The organism is Pantoea sp. QMID4 (genome assembly GCF_030270445.1).
Taxonomy (GTDB): Bacteria; Pseudomonadota; Gammaproteobacteria; order Enterobacterales; family Enterobacteriaceae; genus Pantoea; species Pantoea vagans.
In genome coordinates this window covers 76,069-97,931 of record NZ_BSXL01000004.1, presented here as the reverse complement: position 1 = coordinate 97,931, position 21,863 = coordinate 76,069, and the positions used below count along the sequence as shown (strand labels likewise).

Sequence of the window (21,863 nt, the reverse complement as noted above, 5' to 3'; positions counted from 1 at the left end):
TTATTACTTATTCCATTTTGATTTAGCCTATAGCCAGATTTAGTCCTGACGGCGATAGACGCCGCATCACCCGACCACTAAAGTGAAATCTTCTCATTCTGTATGGAGCGCGACTCTGCATGACCCTTTCCCCTGCCCTGCTTGAAGATGCCCTGCGCTGGCGCCGTGAGTTTCATCGCCATCCCGAATTAGGTTACCAGGAACAGCAAACCAGCCAGTTTATTGCGGAAGAGTTAGCGCAGGCGGAATTGCAGGTGTTCCGTGGCCTGGCGGGCACCGGCGTCATCGGCACACTGGAAAACGGTCCCGGCCCGGTTATCGGGCTGCGTGCAGATATGGATGCGCTGCCGATTACTGAAAAAGGGGACGCTGAGTGGCGTTCTGCGACGCCCGGCGTGATGCACGCCTGTGGACACGACGGTCACAGCGCTATCCTGCTGGCTGCCGCCCGCCAGCTGGCTGCCACACGTCAGTTCAGCGGCACGGTGCATTTCATCTTTCAGCCTGCCGAAGAGAATCTGGGCGGGGCACGCAAAATGGTGGAAGAGGGGCTGTTCCAGCGCTTTCCGATGGATGCAATCTACGCCATGCACAACTGGCCGGGATTGCCGCTGGGCTCCCTGGCGGTCAACCCTGGCGCGATGATGGCGTCGCTGGATTCGTTTGAAATTACGCTGCACGGCAAAAGCTGCCACGCGGCGATGCCGGAAAGCGGTGCCGACCCGATGGTGGTGGCGGCCGAGCTGATTCTGGCACTGCAGACCATTCCGTCACGCCGGCTCTCGCCGCTGGCGTCAGCCGTGGTCAGCGTGACGCAGATTCACGGTGGTGAAGCGATTAACGTCATCCCGGAGCAGATTGTCTTACGCGGCACGGTGCGCTGCCTGCAGACCAGCGTGCGCGAAAAAGTGCGCGGGCTGATTGATGAGTTTGTCGCGACGCTGCCGCGTCCGTTTGGCGTGAGCGGTGAGATTGACTGGCTGCCGGGCTATCCGGTCACCGCCAATCATTTGGCACCGGCTGAGCAGGTGCGCGAGGTTGCACGCTCAACACTGGGAGCTGAACAGGTTCACTGGCAGGTTAATCCGTCGATGGCGTCAGAAGATTTTGCCTGCATGATGGAAGCCTGTCCCGGCGCTTACTTCTGGCTGGGCGCGGACGGCGAAACGCCTTCCGCGCCGCTGCACAACGCCCGCTATGACTTCAACGACGCGCTGCTGCCGATTGGCATCCGTTTCTGGCAGAACCTGGTTGAACAGGCGCTGCCGGTAGCCTGAATCAGTAACCGGCGGCGAGAATCTGCTGCTCTGCCGCCGCCAGCGATTCGCACTGGCCGCTGGCGCGCAGGCAGCAGGCGAGCTGCAGTCGCAGTGACGCAGGCACCGGGCGCTGCTGATTCAGTACCTCTTCGATCCAGCGCGCAGTGACTTCTGCCGTTTTGTCTGCCGGCAGTTCAACGGCCACTTCCGGCTGACGCTCCACCCACACTTCCGCTTCCGCGCCTGCGCCCTGAATCATACTGATCGCCGGACAGCGCTGGGGATTCGCATAGACTTCCCCTTCGGTGCCATTGAGCAATATCGCAGGCGCATCGATGTCGCTGAAGAATTTCGCTACACGCGGTACATACTCAGGATGCGAGACGCTCGACAGCCGCAGCGCTGCCCGCTCCGCAAACGGCGTAGCCAGTTTTGCCAGCGTGTGGGCGCTGTTACGCACCCCCATCCGCCAGCGCAGCGACAGCTGTTTCGCCATTGGCGGGCAGAGATGATCGATGGTGATAAACGCCAGGCCCTGATCGAGTTTTGCCTGCGCCGCCTCAGCGGTAATCACAGGCGTAATGCCCAGCGCGGCAAACACCGCTTCACTGGTGATGCGTGTTGCGTCGTCGCTGACGCCGTGTACCAGCACCGGGAAGCCAAGTTTCACCAGCAGCAGCGCCAGCAACGGTGTCAGATTTCCCTGGCGGCGTGCGCCGTTGTAGCTGGGGATCACTACCGGCATCGGGCGGTTTTCCGGCGCATGCAGCTGCATCATCTGCGCCTGCATCGCCTGATAAAAGCCGCGCATTTCCGCTTCGCCTTCGCCTTTAATGCGCAGCGCAATCAGAATAGCGCCCAGCTCAAGATCCGGCACGTCGCCCGCCAGCATCGCGCCATAGAGCGCCACGGCAGTATCAAAGTCGATATCGCGGGCATGATTTTTACCGCGACCCACCTCTTTAATGATTTTATTCAGTTCCATCGCTCGCTTCCGGTTAAGTGCGCTTAGCGCCGCGTGGGGCGGCGTTTACGCACGGTGTGCTTTGGCACCACGGTGGCCGGTATCGCTGCCGGCTCTGGCGTTTCCGGCTGCTCAATCGGGAAGATTGGCAGCGCCGCTAACAACCGGCTGCCATAGGCTTTGCTCAGCAGACGGCGGTCGTAAATCACGATTTCGCCATAGCATTGATGGCTGCGAATCAGGCGTCCGACCTGTTGAATCAGGGTAAATGAGGCGCTGGGTAAACTTTGCACCTCAAACGGATAGCGCTTCAGGCTTTTCAGCCATTCGCCTTCGGTCAAAATTACCGGACTGTCCACCGGGGGAAAAGCGATTTTATGGATATGCACCTGACTCAGCAGATCGCCTTTGAGATCCAGCCCCTCAGCAAACGACTGCAGGCCAATCAGAATGCTGGTGTCACCTTGGGTAACGCGCTGACGGTGCAGATCCACCAGGCGGCTGCGCGGCTGATCGCCCTGCACCAGCATCGAGAGCCGCAGATCGGGCAGACAGGCGACAAACTGCTGCATCGCCCGGTTGCTGGCAAACAGCACCAGCACGCCCTTATGCTTCTTCTCCACCATCTGCTGACGGAAGAAACCGGCCATCTCAGCGATGTGCTCCGCTTCGTGCGTCATTAGCGGCTCAAGGCGCATCAGCGGGATCACCAGCTTGCCCTGCTCCACATGGTTAAACGGTGAGTCGAGCGCCACAAAGCGGTCGCCCGCTTTTACGCTGAGCCCCGACATCTCCTGCAGGCGATTGAAGCTGTTGAGCGATCGCAGCGTGGCGGAGGTGACCACCACATGCGGAATTTTGCGCCACAGCATCTTCTCCAGCTGATCGCTGACGCGGATGCCGGCGCAATGAAACAGCAAATGCGCCTGACCTTCGCGCAGCTCGCGGGTAATCCACTTCGATACCGGCGCGCCAGAGGCTTTTTCCATCGCCGCCAGCCGCCAGAGCTTGCTCACCGATTCGAACCAGCCAAACTGCCGGTTGAGCTGGAGCAGGTTGCGATGCAGCCGCACCATATCGACCTTGCCGGTCTGCTCGCTGAGCGCATTAATCAGGCCTTCGCTCAGTCCCCGCAGGGCATCGCTGAGTCTGAACAGCCGGGCGCAGAGATCCAGTAGCTCCTGCGGCAGCGCACCCAGCACAAAGCGGAATTCGCCCGGCTGGTTATTAGGCGGCAGCAGCGGATTCAGCGCCTGCGCGGTGATCGTCAGCAGCTCACGCAGTTCATCGCAGTGCGCTTTCAGCCGCTCAGGATTAGCCAGCGGCGGCGGCGATTTTGGCCGCATCTGCGTCATGATGCTCTCGACCAGCTTGATAAAAAGGTCGAGCTGCAGGCTGCTCCAGCCCGGTGTGATATCGGCGCTCATCTCCAGCGCATCGCGGGCCACTTCCGGCAGATGATGTCCTTCATCCAGTACCAGCATCAGGTTTTTAGCGGGCGGCAGTACCGACTCATTCTCCATCGCCGCCATCACCAGCGCATGGTTCGCCACCACCACATCGACCTGCTCGATTTCGCGCCGCGCCACAAAGAACGGACATTCACGATACCAGTGGCAGTGCGAACCCAGACAACTCGCTTTATCAGTAGAGAGGCGCTGCCACAGGCTGTCGCTGACGTTCTCCTCGCTGTGATCGCGCAGACCATCCCACTGGTAGCGATCCAGGGATTTCTGCAAGCGGCCACACTGCGTCTGTTCTTCTTTGGTGCTGCTGACGGCGTCATCATCCAGATAAAGCAGCAGATCGCCCTGCTGGTCGTCATCGGCCGCCATCGCCGCCAGATTGCGCGGACAGACATAGCGCCCGCGACCAAAGGCGGCGGTGAACGTGAGGTCGGGAATAATTTTCTTCAGCAGCGGCAGATCTTTGGTGAAGATTTGATCCTGCAGCGCCACGTTGGCGGTGCTGATCACCAGCTGCTTTTCCTGAGCGCGGCTGGCTGCGATGCCCGGAATCAGATAAGAGAGGGTTTTGCCCACGCCGGTCGGCGCTTCGACCGCCAGATGACGCGCATCGTCGCCCGCCAGGCATTTCGCCACTTCGGCGATCATCTGGCGCTGCGGTGCTCGCGGAATGAAATCAGGCACCTGCTGCTGAAGCGCTTTATACCACTGCGCTATCTGGCTTTTTACTGCGGCTGTCAGGGCCATGATTTGCGTTACCACACCGAAAAAATGGCCTGTATTTTTACACAGTATCCCGGCGGCGTCAGCTTTCGCGCCGAATTTTTCGTGCGCCGTCGTAAAATTCAGCGGTTGTCCGACGACGGTGTTTTACGCCAGCACTTTGTACATATAGGTGGTGGCATCCAGCACGCCTGCGGTAGATTCGGCATAACAGGGAATCGATCCCGCCACCTGCCAGCCCAGCGAACGGTAGAGATCGCTCGCGACATCGCCGCTGCGCGTATCCAGCACCAGCAGGGTTTTACCCTGCGCGCGTGCTCGCTGCTCCGCACGCTGCATCAGTTCACGGGCGATACCCTGACGGCGCGCCTGCGGATGCACCAGCAGTTTGCTGATCTCTGCGCGGTGGCGGCCATTAGGCATGCCGCTGCGGCTAAGGATGACCGTGGCCACGATGCGACCATGCTGACGCGCAACCAGTAATTCGCTGTCGCCACTGGTGATGCTGGCGATCCGCTGCTGCCAGAATCGCACCATCACCTCATCATCTTCAGCATCAATAAAGCCGACGCTGGCACCGTCTGCCACGCAGCCCTGCAAAACGTCGGTCAGTTCACCCAGCAGCTGTTGCGCCTGGGTCGCGCTGAGAGTTGCATAGTCCGTCATGGTTTCGCCACCACCAGTAAATATCGCGCACCGTCGGTCAGGTGCGCCTCAAAAGCCGATTTTCCGATCAGATGAAACCGCAGGCAGTCGCCGGGCTGTAGCGTCCACGCCTGAGACCCCATCGTGACGGTGAGACCGCCCTCGCGCAGCCAGATATGCTGCTCCAGCCCCTGAATGGGTGGCGCATCATAATCAATACGCGCACCAGGCCGTAACTTGCCCTCAACGAGTTCGCATCTAAAATGAAGTGCAGGTGGTGAAATATTCTGGCGGATAAAGCCGCTGGCGTCATCCTGCCACACCGGCTGCTGCTCATTTCTGACCAGCAGACGGGACTCATCTTCCACTTCACTGAGCAGGCGCGACATTGTTAACCCGTATGCGACACACAGACGATTAAGCAGTGCAGCCGTGGGACTGGTCTCGCTTCGCTCAATGCGCGATAATGTCGCGCGGCTGATGCCGGTAGCGACAGAAAGTTCATCAAGAGACCAGCCGCGTTGCAGGCGTAATTCTGCCAGCCGCACCGCCAGTCGTTGCTCCGTATTCAGCTCCGGCATGGTTTTTTCTCATTTGTGGGAATAATTCTCTTATTTGAGATATAGCCTGGAAAAGCCGTATCAGTCAAGTTGTACATTGAGAAATGTATTGTACAACTTAATTTGCTTCGTTATGGTAATCGCACTCAGACCAATCGAAAGAGGAATTTATGACCTTATACAGTATCGGTGACGTCGCCGAGCGCTGTGGCATAAACCCAGTCACCCTGCGCGCCTGGCAGCGTCGTTATGGCTTACTGAAGCCGCAACGTACCGAAGGCGGACATCGTCAGTTTGACGAAGAAGATGTACAACGCATTGAAGAAATCATGCGCTGGATTGAAAGTGGCGTGCCGGTCGGTAAAGTGAAGGCACTGCTGGAAGGTGGCGATGTCGATGCACACGATGGCTGGACCACACTGCAGGATGAGCTGATTAGCGTACTGCGCCACGTCAGACCTGCTAAGCTTCGTAATAAAATTGCCGCGATTGGTCGCGAACATCCGATTGATGCGCTGATTGATCACGTTTTCATGCCGGTGCGCCAGAAGCTGAGTCTGGATCAGAACACGGCCCGCACCATGTGCAGTCTGCTTGATGGCCTGCTGATCGACTATGTTGCATTCTGTCTGACCGCCAGTCGCAAAAAATCGGGTAAAGATGCGCTGATTATTGGCTGGGGCATCGACGATCGGACCCGTATCTGGCTGGAAGGCTGGCGTCTGTCGCAGCATGGCTGGCGGATTGATGTCCTGGCAGAACCGCTGGATGTTCCACGCCCTGAACTCTTTCCCGGCATGAATATGTTTGTCTTTACCGGTAAAAAACTGACCCGTCGTCAGCAGGAGCAGCTGTCACACTGGCAGGAACAGGGCTATGGCGTGCGGTTACACGAACCGGCCTGATAACAAAAACGCACGCCGGGCACTTTGCCTCCTGCCTTGCGCGCGCTATTATCCCCGCCTCATTATTAACAAGTTCAGGTTTCACCCATGAATGTCAAAAAAGCCTTTTTCGCCACGCTGTTCTTTATTATGGCTCTCGGTGGCACCAGCGGTCTGATGCTGGTGGGATACTCTCTTATTGTTCACTCACGCTAAGCCAGCGCTGCAGGCGTTCAAACAGGCGATCGCTCACTATTGCCAGCAGCGCCACCAGTAGTGCTCCCTGAATCACATAAGCTGTATTAAATCCGCTCAGGCCAATAATCACCGGCGATCCCAGACTTTTAGCGCCCACCGTCGAGGCGATAGCCGCGGTGCCAATGTTAATGATGACCGACGTGCGTATCCCGGCGATGATCACCGGTGCAGCGAGCGCCAGTTCAATCTCCCACAACCGCTGCCAGCTACTCATGCCGACCCCAATGGCAATCTCCCGGCTGCTAGCGGGTACGCTATCAATGCCCGCCAGCGTACCCTGCAAAATCGGCAGTAATCCATACAGCAGCAGCGCCACTACCGCCGGCCACGCGCCAAAGCCCATTACCGGTACCGCAATCGCCAATACCGCCACTGGCGGAATAGTCTGCCCCGCCGCCACAATAGTCTCCATCAGCGGCCGGAAAGCGCGCCCCGCTCGCCGGGTCACCAGCACACCGCTGCCAATGCCGATAACGATCGCCAGCAGGCTGGCGGTGATCACCAGAAAAAGATGCGCCAGCGTCAGCTGCCAGAAGCTCTCCTGCCGATAAAGTGGCCGCGCCAGTTCGGGAAACCAGCGGTGAAACAGCGGCCCGCTGTAAGGCATCAGGGTCAGCAGCGCGCCATAGATCAGCACCAGCCACAGCAGCGGATCCTTTAGCCTGCGCATGTTACCCCCTCGCGCAGTTGCAGCAGGTCGCCAAAGTGGAGCACGCCCAGCGGCTGCTGCTGATCGTCAACGACCGGCAGTTTATCAGTGCGCCGGGCGATAAACTGCGACAGCGCATCACGCAGCGTCAGTGCGGCAGCGATCGGTTCGCCCGCCAGCCACTCGCCGCGCCGGACGGCGTTACCGACCTGTTCCAGCGACAGCAGCCGGACGCCCATTTCGCTGCGGCCAAAGAAGTCGCGCACAAAGTCATTTTCTGGCTGGGTCAGCAGCTCTGCCGGCCTGCCCTGCTGAACAATTTTACCGTTATCCATTAATACGATGCGGTCCGCCAGCGTCAGCGCTTCGTCGATGTCATGCGTCACCAGCACGATTGTGCGGCCCGACAGCCGATGAATACGCAGCATCTCCTGCTGCAGGACGCCACGCGTCACCGGATCGAGTGCGCCAAACGGCTCATCCATCAACAGCACTTCCGGGTCAGCCGCCAGCGCCCGCGCCACGCCTACCCGCTGCTGCTGCCCGCCGGAGAGCTGATGCGGATAGCGATTCAGCAGCTGCGCGTCAAGGTTCAGCAGCGCCAGCAGCGCCGCGATGCGTTCATCGATCTGCGCTCTGGACCAGCCCAGCAGGACCGGCACCGTGGCGATATTCTTCCGCACCGTCCAGTGCGGAAACAGGCCAATCGACTGAATGGCATAGCCCATGCGTCGGCGTAATGTGCGGGCATCGAGCTGGCGAATCGACTCACCCGCAAAGCGGATCTCACCGCTATCAAACTCCACCAGTCGGTTGATCATTTTCAACGTGGTCGATTTGCCGGAGCCGGAGGTGCCGAGCAGTACGCAGAATTCCCCTTTTGCCACCTGCAGCGACAGATCTTTTACCGCCGCTTTACCGTTAAAGGCACGGGAAACGCCATCAAACTCAATCATCTTTTCTCTCCAGCAGTGAGATCAGCAGGCGGAACAGCGCATCAATGACGACCGCCAGTGCAATCACCGGGATAACGCCCAGCAACACCAAATCCAGCGCACTGCTTAACAGCCCCTGAAAAATAATCGCGCCAAAACCGCCCGCGCCAATCAGCGCCGCCACCACCGCCATGCCCAGCGTCTGCACCACGACGACTCGCAGACCTGCGAGCCAGACCGGCAGCGCCAGCGGCACATCCACCGCGATAAACTGCTGCCAGCCGCTCATGCCCGTGCCGCGCGCGCTTTCGCGCACCTCATGCGGCACCTGTTGCAGCCCCACCACCACGCTACGCACCAGCGGTAACAGTGCATAAAGCACCAGGGCGATCAGCGCCGGGGCCATACCAATGCCGCTGATACCCCAGTCACCTAGCGACGGAAAATGCTGAGCCAGACCGGCCAGCGGCGCAATCAGCAGACCAAACAGCGCCACTGACGGCACCGTCTGAATCACATTCAGTACACCGAAGACACTTCCCTGCCAGCCGGGCCGCCGGAACAGCGTGACGCCCAGCGGCAGCGCAATCATCAACGCAGGCAAGACCGTACCGGCCAGCAGCGTGAGATGACGGCTCAGCGCCGCATCAAACACCGCATGACGGTTGGCATACTCTTTCAGCAGGGAGAGATCGGCGAGCTGGCCACTGAACAGCAGCAACAGTGGCAGGAGCCAGACCTGCAGATTAAGCAGCAGCTGTGCCAGCCGATGCGGGGTCAGCTGCCGCACCTGATCGGTGATCAGCAGCAGGATCAGTGCACCGCTGCACCACAGGCCGCTGGCAAAGCTGGTGCGCGCCAGACGGCTGCCCTGCTGACTGAGCAACGTCGCCTGATGACCGCTGAGCCAGATGATCGCCGCCAGCATCAGCTCAGCCGCCAGCAGCGCCATCATCAGCGTGACGCGCCCGGGCTGACGCCACAGCAGCAGCCACAGCATCACCAGCGGCAGCAGCAACAGCCCGAAGCGGTTTATCTGCCAGCCCATCAGTGGTTCACCCGCCACCAGACGATTGGGGGCGAAGTTAAGAAACGGCAAGGTCACCAGCGCCAGGCTCAGCAGCGTCAGCAGCAGCAATGCCACCGGCTGCTGAACCGGACGGCATATCGCGTCCCGCGATATCTGCATCGGTTACAACAGCTTTTTCTGCTGCAGCCACTCGGTCGCTACGCTGCTGGCGTCCTGGCCATCGACCGCAATTTTGGCGTTAAGCTGTTGCAGCGTTTTCTCATCAAGCGCGCTGAACACGGGCTTCAGCCAGTCAGCAATCTGCGGCCAGGCTTTAAGTACTGATTCGCGGATCACCGGCGTTGGCGCGTAAATCGGCTGAACGCCTTTAGGGTCGCTGAGCGTCTGCAGACCCAGTGCCGCCACCGGACCGTCGGTACCGTAGGCCATCGCCGCGTTAACGCCAGAGGTCTGCTGCGCCGCCGCGCTGATGGTCACAGCGGTATCGCCGCCCGCCAGCGACAGCAGCTGATCCTGCTTAAGGTCAAAGCCGTAGGCTTTTTCAAAGGCCGGTAAAGCATCGCTGCGTTCGATAAATTCGGCTGAGGCGGCCAGCTTGAAGATGCCGCCCTTTTTCAGAAAGGCGCTGAGATCGGCCAGCGAGGTGAGCTGGTTCTTCTCCGCCAGATCTTTACGCACGGCGATGGTCCAGGTGTTGTTGGCCGGAGCCGGTGTCAGCCACACCAGATGGTTTTTCTCTGCGTCGAGCTTCTTCACCTTTTCGTAGCCTGTGGCGGCATTCTTCCAGGCGCTGTCTTTCTCATCGTTGAAGAAGAATGCGCCGTTGCCGGTATATTCGGGGTAGATATCGAGCTCGCCCGCCGTGATGGCACCGCGCACCACCTGCGTTGTGCCAAGCTGGATTTTATTGACGGTTTTTACACCGTGCTTTTCCAGCACCTGAAGGATTACGTTGCCCAGCAGTGATCCTTCAGTATCAATTTTGGAGCCGACCCGCACCGGATCCGCCGCCTGTGCCATTCCCACACTGAGCAGCAACGCGCTGACTCCCACCCAACCCCGAATTCTGACCATGGTTTTTTCCTTATCGCAGTACGTTGTTTTTACATGATGTTTTCGCGTGATGACTCGCAAGGCATGGGACGCCTTAGCGTTGAGGCTGCTCGCCTGCCGCTGAGAGAAAGACTGACAAAGCGTGCAGCGGAAATAATCTGCCTTAAAAGCGTAGCCTGGCGCGGCGGCGATGCAGCTGACTTTATCGCGAAGAGATAACGATTTGGGATTAAAAAATTATTATCTATAACCGAAATGAATTTACGTCTGGGCGTCTAAACGGCTATTCTCGAAAATCTGTTTTTATAATAAAAGACGTACAACATCATGTCCGACCTGACCTCTTCCGCCCATGTGGCAACAGCAGGGAGTTCGCCCGGTGGCGAAACACAATGGATTCGCAGCGCAGCTGACGTTTCCCGTTTAGTGAACAGCGGCGACAGCGCCCGTAACAATGCCCGTATTGTGGTGGCGATTGCGCTGGGAGGCGTGTTTCTTGACGCCTACGACCTGGGTGCGCTGGCGTTTGGGATTAAAGACATCACGCGCGAGTTTAGTCTCACTCCGACTGGCACCGGCATGGTCGCCTCGGCCATCACCTTCGGCGCGATCATCGGCGCGCTGATTGGCGGCTATCTCACCGACAAAATCGGCCGTTATCGGGTCTTTATGGCCGACATGTTCTTTTTTGTGGTGGCGGCTATCGCCTGTGCGTTTGCCCCGAATGAGTATGTGCTGGCTGGCGCGCGTTTTGTGATGGGACTGGGCGTCGGGATCGATCTGCCGGTGGCGATGGCATTTCTGGCGGAGTTTTCTAAGCTGCGCGGCAAGGGTAATAAAGCCGCCAGCGTGGCGATGTGGTGTCCGACATGGTACGCGGCGATCAGTATCTCCTATCTGCTGGTGCTGCTGCTTTATGCGGTGCTGCCTGAAAGCCACACCGACTGGCTCTGGCGGCTGATCCTCGGTTTTGGGGCCGTTCCGGCGATTGTTATCATCGCCATCCGCAGCCGTTACATGAGTGAATCGCCGGTATGGGCGGCTAATCAGGGCGATCTGAAAGGGGCCGCCGCGATTTTACGCAATGCCTGGAGCATCAACGCGCAGGTGGCACCCGACGCCGGGCTGACCGCTGCCACACCGGTGCGCAGGGCGAGCTGGCGCAACTATGGCGCGCTGCTGCAGGGTGTTTATCGCCGCCGCACGCTGCTGGCGACCATCACCTCTATCGCCTCGTCATTTGCTTATAACGCGGTGGCGTTTGGTCTGCCGGTGATTATCTCCAGCTTCTTTGCTCAGTCGATGCTCACCACCATTCTGGTGTCGCTGGCGCTGAATCTGCTGTTCGCCTTTGTCGGCGGGATTCTGGCGGTGCGACTGGTGCCGCGTCTGGGTGCGTGGAAAATGTCGGTGGCGGGTTATGGCTGTCAGTGCGTGGCACTGCTCGGGCTGGCGCTGATTGGTCGACCGGAAGGCGGTCAGGAAGCCGCGCTGGCGATCGGCATGCTGGCGCTGTTCCTGTTTGGTCAGGGCTTCGGGCCGGGTTCTCACACTATGACTTTTGCGTCGCTGAGCTACCCAACTTCGCTGCGCGGCGTGGGCGTCGGCTTCAACCAGACGCTGATGCGCGGCAGTTCGACCGTTTCGCTGTTTCTGTTCCCGGTACTGGTCGCGGCACTGGGCACCGGCGTCTTCTGGGTGATCTTGCTGGCCCCGCTGGCCGGACTGCTGGCGTTGCTGGCGATCCGCTGGGAACCATCGGGCTATGATGTGGATGCAGAGGATTTTGAGCTGCCGCGTTAAACAGCGGTCAGGGCGTAAATAGAGCGCAGGAAAACCGCAACTCAGTGCGGTCAGACTGCTGACAAACCCAAATCAGGGTGAGTCTGGCAGCAATGAATAAGCTCAATGCTCAGGGAACACGGTCAGAGGAGGAAAGCGTCCCGCGCCACGGACAAAAACGCCGGGAGCGTTTTGAACAACGCAACGCGTTGGCCCGGTTACGGGCGCACCTCAGGGATGAGGTGCGTAATCGCGCGGGCCGAGCATGCCATGGATGGCGGTTTTGCGTCTTTCCGATCTGACCGTGTTCCCATCGATGGCTCGGACTTACCGCTACCGGGCCGGACTTTGTCAACAATCTCACCGCACCTCGGTGCGGTTTTTTTATGCCGTTACGGCCGGGAAAGGAAACTGCTCCAGATAGTCCGGGATACGCGGGAAGGTATGCAAAAACCACGGCGTGAACTGCTGTGGCTGCTGCTGCATCTGCTGCTCAATCAGCGCCATCGGACGATAATCGAAGGCATCGGCTTCCTGGGGATTCAGCTGCGGCAGGCTGTCGCAGACGGCAAAGAAGACGTGACCATATTCATGCTCGGTCAGGCCATTGCTCAGCTTCAGGTTGTAGCTCAGTTCAAATACCGGCGTCAGCGTCACGATCATCCCCATCTCTTCACGCAGACGGCGCCCGGCGGCGTCGCGGGTCGATTCATGTGGATAAGGATGGCCACAGCAGGTATTACTCCACAAGCCACCACAGTGATATTTATCGCTGGCACGCCGCTGCAGTAACAGCTCCTGCCGGGAATTGAAGACGTAAACCGTCACCGCACGGTGCAGTAATCCTTTTTCATGCACTTCCAGCTTTTCCATTTTGCCGGTGGGACGATCGAGGTGGTCAACGAGGATAACTTCAATAGCAGACATGGCGTTTCCTTGAGATTATTCCCAACTATTCTGGCACAGAATAAGCAGTCCGGGTGGAACCTCGCGGAATTTTTGCGCGTCTCAGGCTAAGAGAAGCAGATGAAGCAGAGAGGAAATCAGGCCAGCAACGCTGGCCTGGAGAGGAATTACAGTCTGAAGCTCTGAACCACCCGCTCAAGCTGGGTGCTCTGCGATTCCATCGCCTGCGCGGCAGCGGAAACCTGCTCTACCAGCACGGCGTTCTGCTGGGTAGTGCCATCAAGCTGGGTAATCGCCACATTAACCTGTTCAATACCCATGCTCTGCTCGCGGCTGGCGGACATGATTTCGCTCATCAGGGTGGTCACACTGCTCACGCCCTGCATCAGCTCATCCATGGTCTGACCCGCCTGCTCAACCAGCGCGCTGCCGGTATCGATGTTTGCCACTGACTCTTCGATTAACTTTTTAATCTCACGCGCCGAGTTAGCTGAACGCTGTGCCAGATTACGTACTTCCGATGCGACTACCGCAAAACCACGGCCCTGTTCACCGGCCCTGGCAGCTTCTACCGCGGCGTTGAGTGCCAGGATGTTGGTCTGGAAAGCGATGCTGTCGATCACGCTGATGATGTCGACCACTTTACGGGACGAGTGATGAATCTCACCCATCGTGGTGACCACCTGACGAACCACTTCCGTACCACGTGCGGCCACCTGCGAGGCATCGCCCGCCAGCTGGTTAGCGTGAGTGGCGTTGTCGGCGTTCTGACGCACGGTGCCTGTCAGCTGCTCCATCGACGCGGCCGTTTCAACAATCGAGCTGGCCTGATCTTCGGTACGGGAGGAGAGATTGGCGTTGCCGCTGGCAATTTCGCGCGAGGCAGCGGTAATCGCCAGTGCGCTGTCGCCCACCTGCTGCAACAGTCCCTGCAGATAGCTGATGAACTGGTTAAAGCTCTGCGCGACGGCGTTGAACTCCGGGCTGTTGCTGGCTGGCAGACGCTGCGTCAGATCTGCACCGCCGGTCGACAGCGCTTCGATGTTGCTGTTCAGCACGTTCAGGCGTTTCATCATGGCGCGGACAAAGCCCAGCGACACCAGCAGCAGGATCACCGCCAGTGGGATCTGCACCAGGCCCAGGCGGGTCAGCATGTTGTGCGACTGCGCTTTCAGCAGGCTGGTCGGCAGGCTGCTGGCGAGATACCACGGGCTGCCAGGAATGGCCTGCACGAACAGCGTCTGCTCGCCTTCGCTGCTGTCATAGGTCGTTTCCAGCGGCTGATTGCCCACGCCATTCAGCAACGTTTTCAGCGGTGCGGCCATCGGCATCTGCACGTCAGCCAGGTTCTCCAGCTTCGGCGCGGCATTCACCAGCGCGCCATTGCCCACGACTTTGCCGTCGGCTTCGACGATCAGCACGTTGCCGTGAATAGTTTCACCCATCTGCTTCGCCAGCTGGTTAAAGAACCCCAGGGTCACGTCGATAGTAGCGACACCCCAGGCCGAGCCATTGCGGTAGATAGCCATGGCGCAGTTGGTACGTGGCTGCGGGCTGGCGGCATCCTGATAGGCTTTTGCCCAGGCACACTGCCCTTTCGCGGCAGCCAGACCATCTTTATACCAGGGTTGCTCCCAGTATTTGTCGGCGGCGTCGGAGTTCCAGTAGGTGTTGGCCTGCAGTTCATTGCTGGCATTACGGGCAAAGAAGCTGCTGTCTTTCTCTTTGGCCGGATCGCGACGGTTTGGCAGTGGCCAGATACCGCCACCAAACACGTTGCTGTCCTGATACTGGTTCACCAGCGTCGGTAACAGGGTGTCGATAGTGGCGCTGTCCATGACAGAGGCGGCTTCGGTAATCGCACGCTGCTGTGCCTGCACGCGGTTCATCTGTTCAACGATGCCGGAGGCGAGTGAATCGACCTGATAGCGGACCAGACGACTTTCGCTGTCGACCAGCTGTGGCGCGACGAACTGATTGATGACCCAAACTGTAACGAGTAAAAGCGCAACAAAGAACGCGATCATTGTTGCGGTGAAGCGGGATTGTGTTGTTTTAAACATCTTTGGTCCCCTGAACCTGGTGCGGCGCGATTGCCTGATCCGGATTAACGGCTCGCTAAACAGGAACTTGAGATGAGCGGGATCACATATTTGAGAAATGTTTGATTTTTGTAAAAATTTAATTTCAGGGAGGGACTATCACGTCCCCGACTGTTGTCGGGGATAGCGTGAACAGGCGCGTTATTGCTGGTCTACTCTTCGGAGTTAATCACCTGCTGGCGCGGACGGAAGACGTGATCGTTGCCCTCCGCTGTTAACAACTCCCGTAACTTCTGGCCGCCATGTTCATCGGCCTGCGCGAACTGACGCTCCGCTTCGGTGACAGGCGTCGTCCAGAGCAAAGCAGGTCGATCGCCATCGCGCTTGGGTAGCTTAAACTGCGCCTGTTCGGTTGCCAGTTCATTCGCCAGCAGGAAGCTTTCAAAGCCGACCGGTGCCACTTCCGATGCCAGCGTATGGCCCTCACCCAGCCAGGTGAGCCGCGCCCACGGCAGATGCACAAACTCCGCCAGTGCACTCGCCATCTGCACCGCGTTGCCTTCTGTCATGATTTCACCGTCAACCGCCATGCCCAGTTCGATACGGCGATACTGCGGTGCCAGCTCATCGAACAGGTAATCGACCTGCGGCATGGGCCGGATGCTCATGCCAAGCGTCAGAAAATACCAGACGCCCTGATGCCAGTGCTGCGAGATCGCCATCGGCGGCCAGCTGCCCTGATCGATCGCGTAATATTTCACTGACTCGCCAAAGCGCGCCTGATAGCAGGCCATAAGATCCTGCTGGACCCTGTCCCACTCGCTGCCGTCGTGCCATTCGCGCCAGAACTGACGCTGATGCTCCGCACGGGCGTAGTAGTCGTTGGTCGATGCCGACCCGAGCGGGGCCGTTAGCCGGTTCTTTTTGATGCAGCCCGCAGAGAAGCTCACCTGCTTCTCCTGATAAAGACTCCAGCCGGGGATTACCGCCAGCAGCTGGCCGTAATACCACAGCGCTGCGCCATCATCAGAAGGCTCCCACAGCACCTGCAGACCCGCCGGGTCCAGCGCGGGTTCCGCTTCCAGATTACGGCAATACCCGGCGCTGAGCAGCGGCGCGATGCCCTGCTCCATCGCCTCGCGATCTTCCTGCATTGGCGCGGGCAGCAGGTTTCGCAGCCAGCAGCCGCGCACCGCATACTGACTGCGGAACAGGTCGGTAGGCCAGATGTAAAAATAGGCGGTGCGCTCATCCTGTTCGACAATGGCGGTCAGGGTGCGCTGCTGATTGTGGACTTCAGCAATCAGGGATTTGTACGTCATAGTGCCTCGACAAAGCCTGGAGGAATCCATTTTCCCCCGAGAATAGAGCAGGATCCTGGCTGCCGCCATTTGAGACAAGGGTAAAAATCTCAAAGTGTGGGAGTTGGAGGTGTGGTGAGATTTTTGGTGAAGTGCTGAGCTTTGGAAGTGTGGCCATTGTTAGCCTTAAAGCCCGGTATAAGCGAGGAGCGGACGTTGCAGAACCATGATATAGCTGTCGGTTAAATCGCTGACAGAACCGAAAAGACTGCGTTCAAAACCAGTCCATCATTAATGGTTGAAGCTGCTTCATAAATTGCTTCGGTTGCTGACTCAATTGAATCTTCTCTCCCGGCACAAGCGATAGCTGATACTGCACGTGCCTGGCTAAACAAATGCAAAGCTTGAGGATTTAATTACATCTCTTCGTTCTGACTATCATGCAGGTTGAAATATTCTTCATCTGACTGCGCGGCCAGCCATTCCAGTTTTGAAACCTGCTCGAACGATAGCTTATATACTGATAGACGTTGCCTCAGTGATTCGTTCACTACAGGCAGGTCTACCGGAAAGATTTGAACAGCAAGTTCGCACGCTACTCTGACTGCACTTCTTCGTTTTTCTGCACTCACTGCCTTCATTTTTCTGCCAGATGTTTCTCTGACATTTCTAAACGCATTGTTCTTATCCTAATCTGCCAGTCTCTGGAACACTTTGAAGATAAATGAAAGTGTATGGTCACAAACAAGTCACTTTACTCCCAGGATATCTTGATAACAGAGTCAATTTTCTGACCAATGATACTCATACAGCCACGCTCAATGTTTTCTGAACAAACCTTTCAGCACCCATACCAGTACAAAAGACATCATGACAGAAAGAATGATATTGGCTGTAAGTACAAAATCGATGGTTGCTTCATCGCCACTGATATTGAACATACCGGCGATGGCATAGAAGAATGTAACCGGCACTATGACAGCAATAGCCTTTGAGATTGCTATCGCACCAAGAACAAACAGTAAACCCAGTAAAATAATGCGCATCGTTAGTATACCTTTATCGTTCCATAGGCTTTGAGCTGGCTACCTGGAATGTTCAACGTCGGGCCGGATTTCAGGAACATGTCGCGCATGTAATTGAACTGAATTGGGTGTTGAAGAGTAATGCAGCCTTCACTCAGCCCTAATGGCCCAATAGGGTGCAGACGGAAATTGCCACGCTTAACTCCCTGAACAAACGTGTAGTCATCAATTTTCCCATCGTCACGAAAGAGTCCAAACCATGTTGAACAATCCGTACCGTATATGTCTTTCAACAATCGTTCTCTAAACGGTCCCAATCTTCCGCCTGAAGGTCTTTCTACAATAAATTAACGGCCACGAAATATTGGGCCTATATCAGGTACGTTTTTTTTCTGGATTATTGCGGCCTTCTTTCTGACCAGAGAAAGCAGGAAATGTACCAATACCAGGGCAGTTGAGGCTCGCCATTTCACGGCGATTGAGAAGAAAATAGCAGCTATATGACATGAGAACTCCATTCTTTATGTACGAATATAGTAGGACCAATGAATGCTAAAATTAAATGTTGTCTTTTGATAGTGCAATGTCAATTGTGCCCGGCATCTGCCTTTGAGTGGCTGACAGAAAGGACGTTATACCTGTGCCCGCAGAAGGGCAAAAAAACTGCCTGGCAGCGGCTCGTCTGAATTTACCAATTTTATTGGGACTCTTTGTAAAAGAGCCGCCATAGACAGCGGCATCAATGGCATTGCGGCAGTCTTCGGCACCGCGTGGATCAGAGGCATTTGTGCATTCCTCATATTTAGCTTTGCGCACCGCGTCATGCGCTTTATACCAATCAATACCCTTCGCGCCAGCATCGAAACCGGTAAGCAGCGTGGTGACCAGCAAAACCAGTGAAAGCAGTCCTTTTTTCATCAGTTCTCCCTTTAGAGAATTAATTGCGGCCGGAGTTACAGACCAGTAGTGCGCTCGAACGAATGAAGCAGGGACTGTCAAAAACAATGTCCGCTATGAGCGAGGAGCGGAAGTTCGCAGCTCCAACAACTACATGACTAACATTGAGGTGTCTTATTCAACGGGGAGCAGGTCACCAGGGCCAAAACCTACGCCAATGACTAATCCAGTTTCTTTCTTAACACGGCTACGCATCTGACGATCAAACTCTTCTAATGGCATGTAACTGGTAATACCGGTGCAGTCTAAAAAGCTTTCATCGATCGAATAAATTTCCTGACCAGATGCCATCTCCCCAGGAATCGACATCATACGATTACTCATATCGCCGTTTATGTGGAATGGAAAATCTACAGAAATTATTGTTAATTTGCGGGTCTGTGAAAGAGAAAAGTAAAAGGTTGTATTTTCACATTCAGAATGGACTTACCCGAATGATGGCCTGTAAGTTAATACAGAAAAAGTTACCGCTGCGCGTACTGCGTGAATAGATGGTTTCAACGGGAAAATCATACTCATGAAATATTTTCCTCTCCAGTATCATGATAAAGAAGATTTTCATCAGGCAGCTGAGGTATGTGGCTTGATAGCCATGTCAGCAGAATTTCTACATTTTTCTTTATCACCGAGTTTTCCGGCCACACAAGGTAATACCCGTCTCCTGTAGCTACAGCCTCCGGAAAAGGAAGCGAAAGCAGCCCACTCCTGATCGCCTCGGTGCTCAGAAGCAGATCTCCTACGGAAACACCATGACCGCTCAGGGCAGCAAGATTACCCTGCTCCAGGGTATCAAAAACTTTCCCTCCACTGATACTGAGTCCCGTGAAGTGCCCCGTCCTTTTCAGCCATCTCCGCCAGTCACGGCGGTCAGGGGATGGATGGATAAGATCACAGTCATGAAGGGAGATTTGTGCGCTGGAAAGCATTGCGGGAGAACATACCGGGATAAGCCACTCTCTGAAGAGCAGCCTGCTCTCCGTACCCTCACCAAAATGACCATTCCCGAGAAGAATGGCGCAGTCATAAGGCTCGCGGCTGAAGTCCACCTCGTCAGTGTCCATCCAGACGCTGGTGATTTCGATCCCCGGGGTTGTATGGTGATGACGGAAACCATTAAGTACGTCAAGGAGCCACCGCATGGTTAGCGTTGAGGGAGCTTTCAGGCGCAGAGACTGGCTGTGGCTTCTGAAAGCGTTGCAGGCCCGCTCTATGCTTATAAACCCTTCTGTAAGTTGTGCTGCCAGAGTGCGCCCCGCCTCACTCACTCTTACACGCGGCCCGTTTCGCCTGAACAGTTCGCAGTCAAACCATGCCTCAAGAGTGCGGATATGCCTGCTGACCGCGCCTGGCGTAATATTGAGTAATTCTGCGGCCTTACTGAAGGAGTTGAATCTTGCTGCAGCTTCAAAAGCCCGTAGTGCATAGAGCGGTGGCAGAGACATATCAATTCCTTCTGTGAGTTTTACTCACATTAAGCGCGAGTTTTATCCGTTTTTCAACCGCTCGGGCCGGGTGAATAATCCTGCCCGAAAAAATAAACGGAGGGATTATCGTGGAAGATACGCTTCTCAGGAATGGAGCCATTATCAGGCAGTCTGACATGGCCATGATCAGCAGGGATACCGAGCATGTCTGTCCTGACAGAAACGGGCAGATCGACGGATTTCGCGATGTCGTCGCACGGCTCAGCGACCGGGATTTTCCCTGTCTCTTTGCGCGCCATGCCTGGAAATCGGAAACGCTGCTGTTTGGCCTGATCGGTGAGGAAAACACTACTGCAGATCTTGTGGCCGTCATGAAGAGCCTGACAATTCGTACCAGGCAAGTGCCAGAAGCAGAAAGGCTTTATAGTACGCTGTTGATGATTTTTGAGCGGCGCGGCCTGAACTCTTTTGAGGCAGCCCAGAAGTTTGGCTGGCAGCAGCTACAGGCACTCCACGATCATGATACACACGACTGGCCATCCCATATTCCTCTGAATCCTGATGACAGCGCCTGGTCTTTCTGTTTCGGTGGTACTGAATTCTTTTTTAACATCAGTTGTCCCGGACATAACCAGCTCAGGAGCCGGAATCTGGGTAAACGCGCCGTTTTCGTCGTTAATCCCAGAGCCCATTTTGATATTCTGGCCAGCCAGAACGATCCCAAAGGAATCAAAATCAGGGAAAATATCCGGACGCGTGTCTGCAATTACAACAACGGTTACGTTCCATCCGAACTCGGTTTCTATGGCGATGAGGGCAGTCTTGAGTGGAAGCAATATCAGCTCAGTGAACCCGGCTCGCTGAATCCGTCACGGTGCCCGCTGCATATTCATAAGGATAAAAAACCGCAATGAACATGACCCTCCTGAGTGCATATATATTGTCAGTAATGATGCTGCTGCTGACGCCCGGACCGGTTGTCGCGCTGATTACAGGCACGGCGGCCAGATATGGATACCGCAGCGCATTTGCTACCGCTGCGGGAACTAACGGCGCATCACTCATACTTATTGCTGTGGCGACGCTGATGCTCAGGGGGGTGATTTCTCTCTCCCCGGTATGGCTCAGCCTTCTCGGCATAGCCGGTTCCGTTTACCTGGGTTACACCGCTTTACAGAGTATATTCAGCGTGCTGCCGGGCGGTTCAGAAACACCGGCACCGTCCGGAGAAATCCGGGGTGGCTTTCTCCGTGGGCTGGTTACAGGATTATCTAATCCCAAAGACATTCTCTTTTTCGTCTCTTTTTTCCCGCAGTTTATTGCGGTAACGCGTGATTTTACGACCGGTGTCTTCACGCTGTGCGTAGTATGGATAATCTTCGATTTTGCCATTCTCTCGCTTTATATACTGACGGTTAAAAGATGGATACCTGAGAAACACGGCAGAAAAATAGAGATGATTTCATCACTTTTTCTTCTTGTCGTGGCGGGAGCTGGCATCATCTACAACATCACTGAACTGGCTGATAATCACTTTCTTTAAGCGTGATTGAAAAAAGGAAACAGGTCAGTGCGTTCCGGTAAAGATCCCAGTGATTGCCGTAGATGTCCTCAAACACAACCACCATCCCATACTCCTCCTCCCGCGGCTCCTGGCAGAAGTGGACGCCCTTTTCCTTCATGGCGTTGTAGCCATGCCAGAAGTCGTCGGTCTGCAGAAACAGGAATACCCGCCCGCCGCACTGGTTCCCGATAAAACTCTCCTGCCGCTCGTTTGAGGCGCGAGCAAGAAGGAGATTACAGTCGCTTTCCGGATTCGGTGTCACCACAAACCAGCGTTTGCCAGGCTGCGGCGTGTCCTCAACCAGGGTAAAGACCAGCTTGTCGGTGTAGTACTCGATCGCGCGGTTGTAGTCGTCGAACATGATCGCCACGTATCCTATGCATCGCTTTTGCGTTCTCATTTCTGCTCCGTCAGGTTTCAGGCACAACAGCCCGGA

The 21,863-nt window shown here is 56.4% G+C and carries 23 protein-coding genes; 6 read left to right on the top strand and 17 right to left on the bottom strand.

The features are described 5' to 3' along the window. Window positions 1-119 precede the first annotated feature (119 nt). Window positions 120-1,277 carry a M20 aminoacylase family protein gene (locus QSK07_RS10210; RefSeq protein ID WP_285720767.1) on the top strand — a complete coding sequence of 386 codons (1,158 nt, stop codon included), beginning with the start codon at window positions 120-122 and terminating at the stop codon, window positions 1,275-1,277. A gap of 1 nt (window position 1,278) precedes the next feature. Here QSK07_RS10210 and ybiB read toward each other — a convergent pair whose 3' ends face one another. The 4 genes from ybiB to QSK07_RS10190 all read right to left on the bottom strand — a co-directional run bounded on the left by ybiB (window position 1,279) and on the right by QSK07_RS10190 (window position 5,638). Next, window positions 1,279-2,244, bottom strand: a complete 966-nt coding sequence (gene ybiB / locus QSK07_RS10205) for a DNA-binding protein YbiB (RefSeq protein WP_285720768.1) — start codon at window positions 2,242-2,244, stop codon at window positions 1,279-1,281. 23 nt (window positions 2,245-2,267) lie between these two features. Then, window positions 2,268-4,436 carry an ATP-dependent DNA helicase DinG gene (dinG, locus tag QSK07_RS10200; RefSeq protein ID WP_285720769.1) on the bottom strand — a complete coding sequence of 723 codons (2,169 nt, stop codon included), beginning with the start codon at window positions 4,434-4,436 and terminating at the stop codon, window positions 2,268-2,270. 123 nt (window positions 4,437-4,559) lie between these two features. Further along, window positions 4,560-5,078, bottom strand: coding sequence for a GNAT family N-acetyltransferase (locus QSK07_RS10195; RefSeq protein ID WP_285720770.1), 519 nt, complete (start codon window positions 5,076-5,078; stop codon window positions 4,560-4,562). Beyond that, window positions 5,075-5,638, bottom strand: a complete 564-nt coding sequence (locus QSK07_RS10190; RefSeq protein WP_285720771.1) for an XRE family transcriptional regulator — start codon at window positions 5,636-5,638, stop codon at window positions 5,075-5,077. The genes QSK07_RS10195 and QSK07_RS10190 overlap by 4 nt, the downstream gene beginning before the upstream one ends. A 149-nt stretch (window positions 5,639-5,787) precedes the next feature. Between QSK07_RS10190 and QSK07_RS10185 the strand changes: the two genes are divergently transcribed. Continuing rightward, the gene (locus QSK07_RS10185; protein WP_013357228.1) at window positions 5,788-6,522 is read left to right on the top strand and encodes a MerR family transcriptional regulator; all 735 of its coding nucleotides are present in this window, start codon (window positions 5,788-5,790) and stop codon (window positions 6,520-6,522) included. A gap of 87 nt (window positions 6,523-6,609) precedes the next feature. Further along, window positions 6,610-6,717, top strand: a complete 108-nt coding sequence (locus tag QSK07_RS10180; RefSeq protein ID WP_013357227.1) for a YohO family small membrane protein — start codon at window positions 6,610-6,612, stop codon at window positions 6,715-6,717. On the opposite strand, the gene QSK07_RS10175 is transcribed toward QSK07_RS10180, so the two are convergent. Genes QSK07_RS10175 through osmF form a run of 4 tightly spaced genes read right to left on the bottom strand, consistent with a single transcriptional unit; the run spans window position 6,698 to window position 10,447 of the window. Further along, window positions 6,698-7,429 carry an ABC transporter permease gene (locus QSK07_RS10175; protein ID WP_285720772.1) on the bottom strand — a complete coding sequence of 244 codons (732 nt, stop codon included), beginning with the start codon at window positions 7,427-7,429 and terminating at the stop codon, window positions 6,698-6,700. The genes QSK07_RS10180 and QSK07_RS10175 overlap by 20 nt on opposite strands. Next, window positions 7,417-8,364: an ABC transporter ATP-binding protein gene (locus tag QSK07_RS10170; RefSeq protein WP_275219826.1), complete on the bottom strand. Its 948-nt coding sequence runs from the start codon at window positions 8,362-8,364 to the stop codon at window positions 7,417-7,419. The genes QSK07_RS10175 and QSK07_RS10170 overlap by 13 nt, the downstream gene beginning before the upstream one ends. Beyond that, window positions 8,357-9,532, bottom strand: coding sequence for an ABC transporter permease (locus tag QSK07_RS10165; protein WP_285720773.1), 1,176 nt, complete (start codon window positions 9,530-9,532; stop codon window positions 8,357-8,359). The genes QSK07_RS10170 and QSK07_RS10165 overlap by 8 nt, the downstream gene beginning before the upstream one ends. Before the next feature lie 3 nt (window positions 9,533-9,535). Further along, window positions 9,536-10,447, bottom strand: coding sequence for a glycine betaine ABC transporter substrate-binding protein OsmF (gene osmF, locus QSK07_RS10160; RefSeq protein WP_285720774.1), 912 nt, complete (start codon window positions 10,445-10,447; stop codon window positions 9,536-9,538). Window positions 10,448-10,753: 306 nt separating this feature from the next. Here osmF and QSK07_RS10155 point away from each other — a divergent pair, with 306 nt between their 5' ends. Next, window positions 10,754-12,229: an MFS transporter gene (locus QSK07_RS10155; protein WP_285720775.1), complete on the top strand. Its 1,476-nt coding sequence runs from the start codon at window positions 10,754-10,756 to the stop codon at window positions 12,227-12,229. Window positions 12,230-12,592: 363 nt separating this feature from the next. Here QSK07_RS10155 and idi read toward each other — a convergent pair whose 3' ends face one another. From idi to QSK07_RS10115, 8 genes are all read right to left on the bottom strand, one after another. After that, window positions 12,593-13,135 (bottom strand): isopentenyl-diphosphate Delta-isomerase, encoded by a 543-nt coding sequence (idi, locus tag QSK07_RS10150; protein ID WP_275219829.1) that lies wholly within the window; start codon window positions 13,133-13,135, stop codon window positions 12,593-12,595. 146 nt (window positions 13,136-13,281) lie between these two features. Next, window positions 13,282-15,177, bottom strand: a complete 1,896-nt coding sequence (locus tag QSK07_RS10145; RefSeq protein ID WP_285720776.1) for a methyl-accepting chemotaxis protein — start codon at window positions 15,175-15,177, stop codon at window positions 13,282-13,284. 191 nt (window positions 15,178-15,368) lie between these two features. Further along, window positions 15,369-16,478: a suppressor of fused domain protein gene (locus QSK07_RS10140; protein WP_275219831.1), complete on the bottom strand. Its 1,110-nt coding sequence runs from the start codon at window positions 16,476-16,478 to the stop codon at window positions 15,369-15,371. Between the two features lie 797 nt (window positions 16,479-17,275). Beyond that, window positions 17,276-17,503, bottom strand: coding sequence for a hypothetical protein (locus tag QSK07_RS10135; protein WP_285720778.1), 228 nt, complete (start codon window positions 17,501-17,503; stop codon window positions 17,276-17,278). A gap of 2 nt (window positions 17,504-17,505) precedes the next feature. Further along, window positions 17,506-17,775 carry a DUF2778 domain-containing protein gene (locus tag QSK07_RS10130; protein WP_285720779.1) on the bottom strand — a complete coding sequence of 90 codons (270 nt, stop codon included), beginning with the start codon at window positions 17,773-17,775 and terminating at the stop codon, window positions 17,506-17,508. Window positions 17,776-18,040: 265 nt separating this feature from the next. Next, window positions 18,041-18,400, bottom strand: coding sequence for an EexN family lipoprotein (locus QSK07_RS10125; protein ID WP_285720780.1), 360 nt, complete (start codon window positions 18,398-18,400; stop codon window positions 18,041-18,043). A gap of 153 nt (window positions 18,401-18,553) precedes the next feature. Then, window positions 18,554-18,799, bottom strand: a complete 246-nt coding sequence (locus tag QSK07_RS10120; protein WP_352230962.1) for a Y-family DNA polymerase — start codon at window positions 18,797-18,799, stop codon at window positions 18,554-18,556. Between the two features lie 155 nt (window positions 18,800-18,954). Beyond that, on the bottom strand, window positions 18,955-19,881 hold the full coding sequence (locus QSK07_RS10115; RefSeq protein ID WP_285720782.1) for a LysR substrate-binding domain-containing protein: 927 nt from the start codon (window positions 19,879-19,881) through the stop codon (window positions 18,955-18,957). Between the two features lie 158 nt (window positions 19,882-20,039). On the opposite strand from QSK07_RS10115, the gene QSK07_RS10110 reads away from it, so the two are divergent. After that, entirely contained in the window at window positions 20,040-20,777 is a 738-nt protein-coding gene (locus QSK07_RS10110) for a YqcI/YcgG family protein (protein WP_285720783.1), read from the top strand. Further along, complete coding sequence (locus tag QSK07_RS10105) at window positions 20,774-21,406, top strand: LysE family translocator (protein WP_285720784.1); 633 nt, start codon at window positions 20,774-20,776, stop codon at window positions 21,404-21,406. Before QSK07_RS10110 ends, QSK07_RS10105 begins: the two co-directional genes overlap by 4 nt. Here the strand turns inward: QSK07_RS10105 and QSK07_RS10100 are convergent. Then, window positions 21,375-21,827: a VOC family protein gene (locus QSK07_RS10100; RefSeq protein ID WP_285720785.1), complete on the bottom strand. Its 453-nt coding sequence runs from the start codon at window positions 21,825-21,827 to the stop codon at window positions 21,375-21,377. The genes QSK07_RS10105 and QSK07_RS10100 overlap by 32 nt on opposite strands. Window positions 21,828-21,863: the final 36 nt, after the last annotated feature.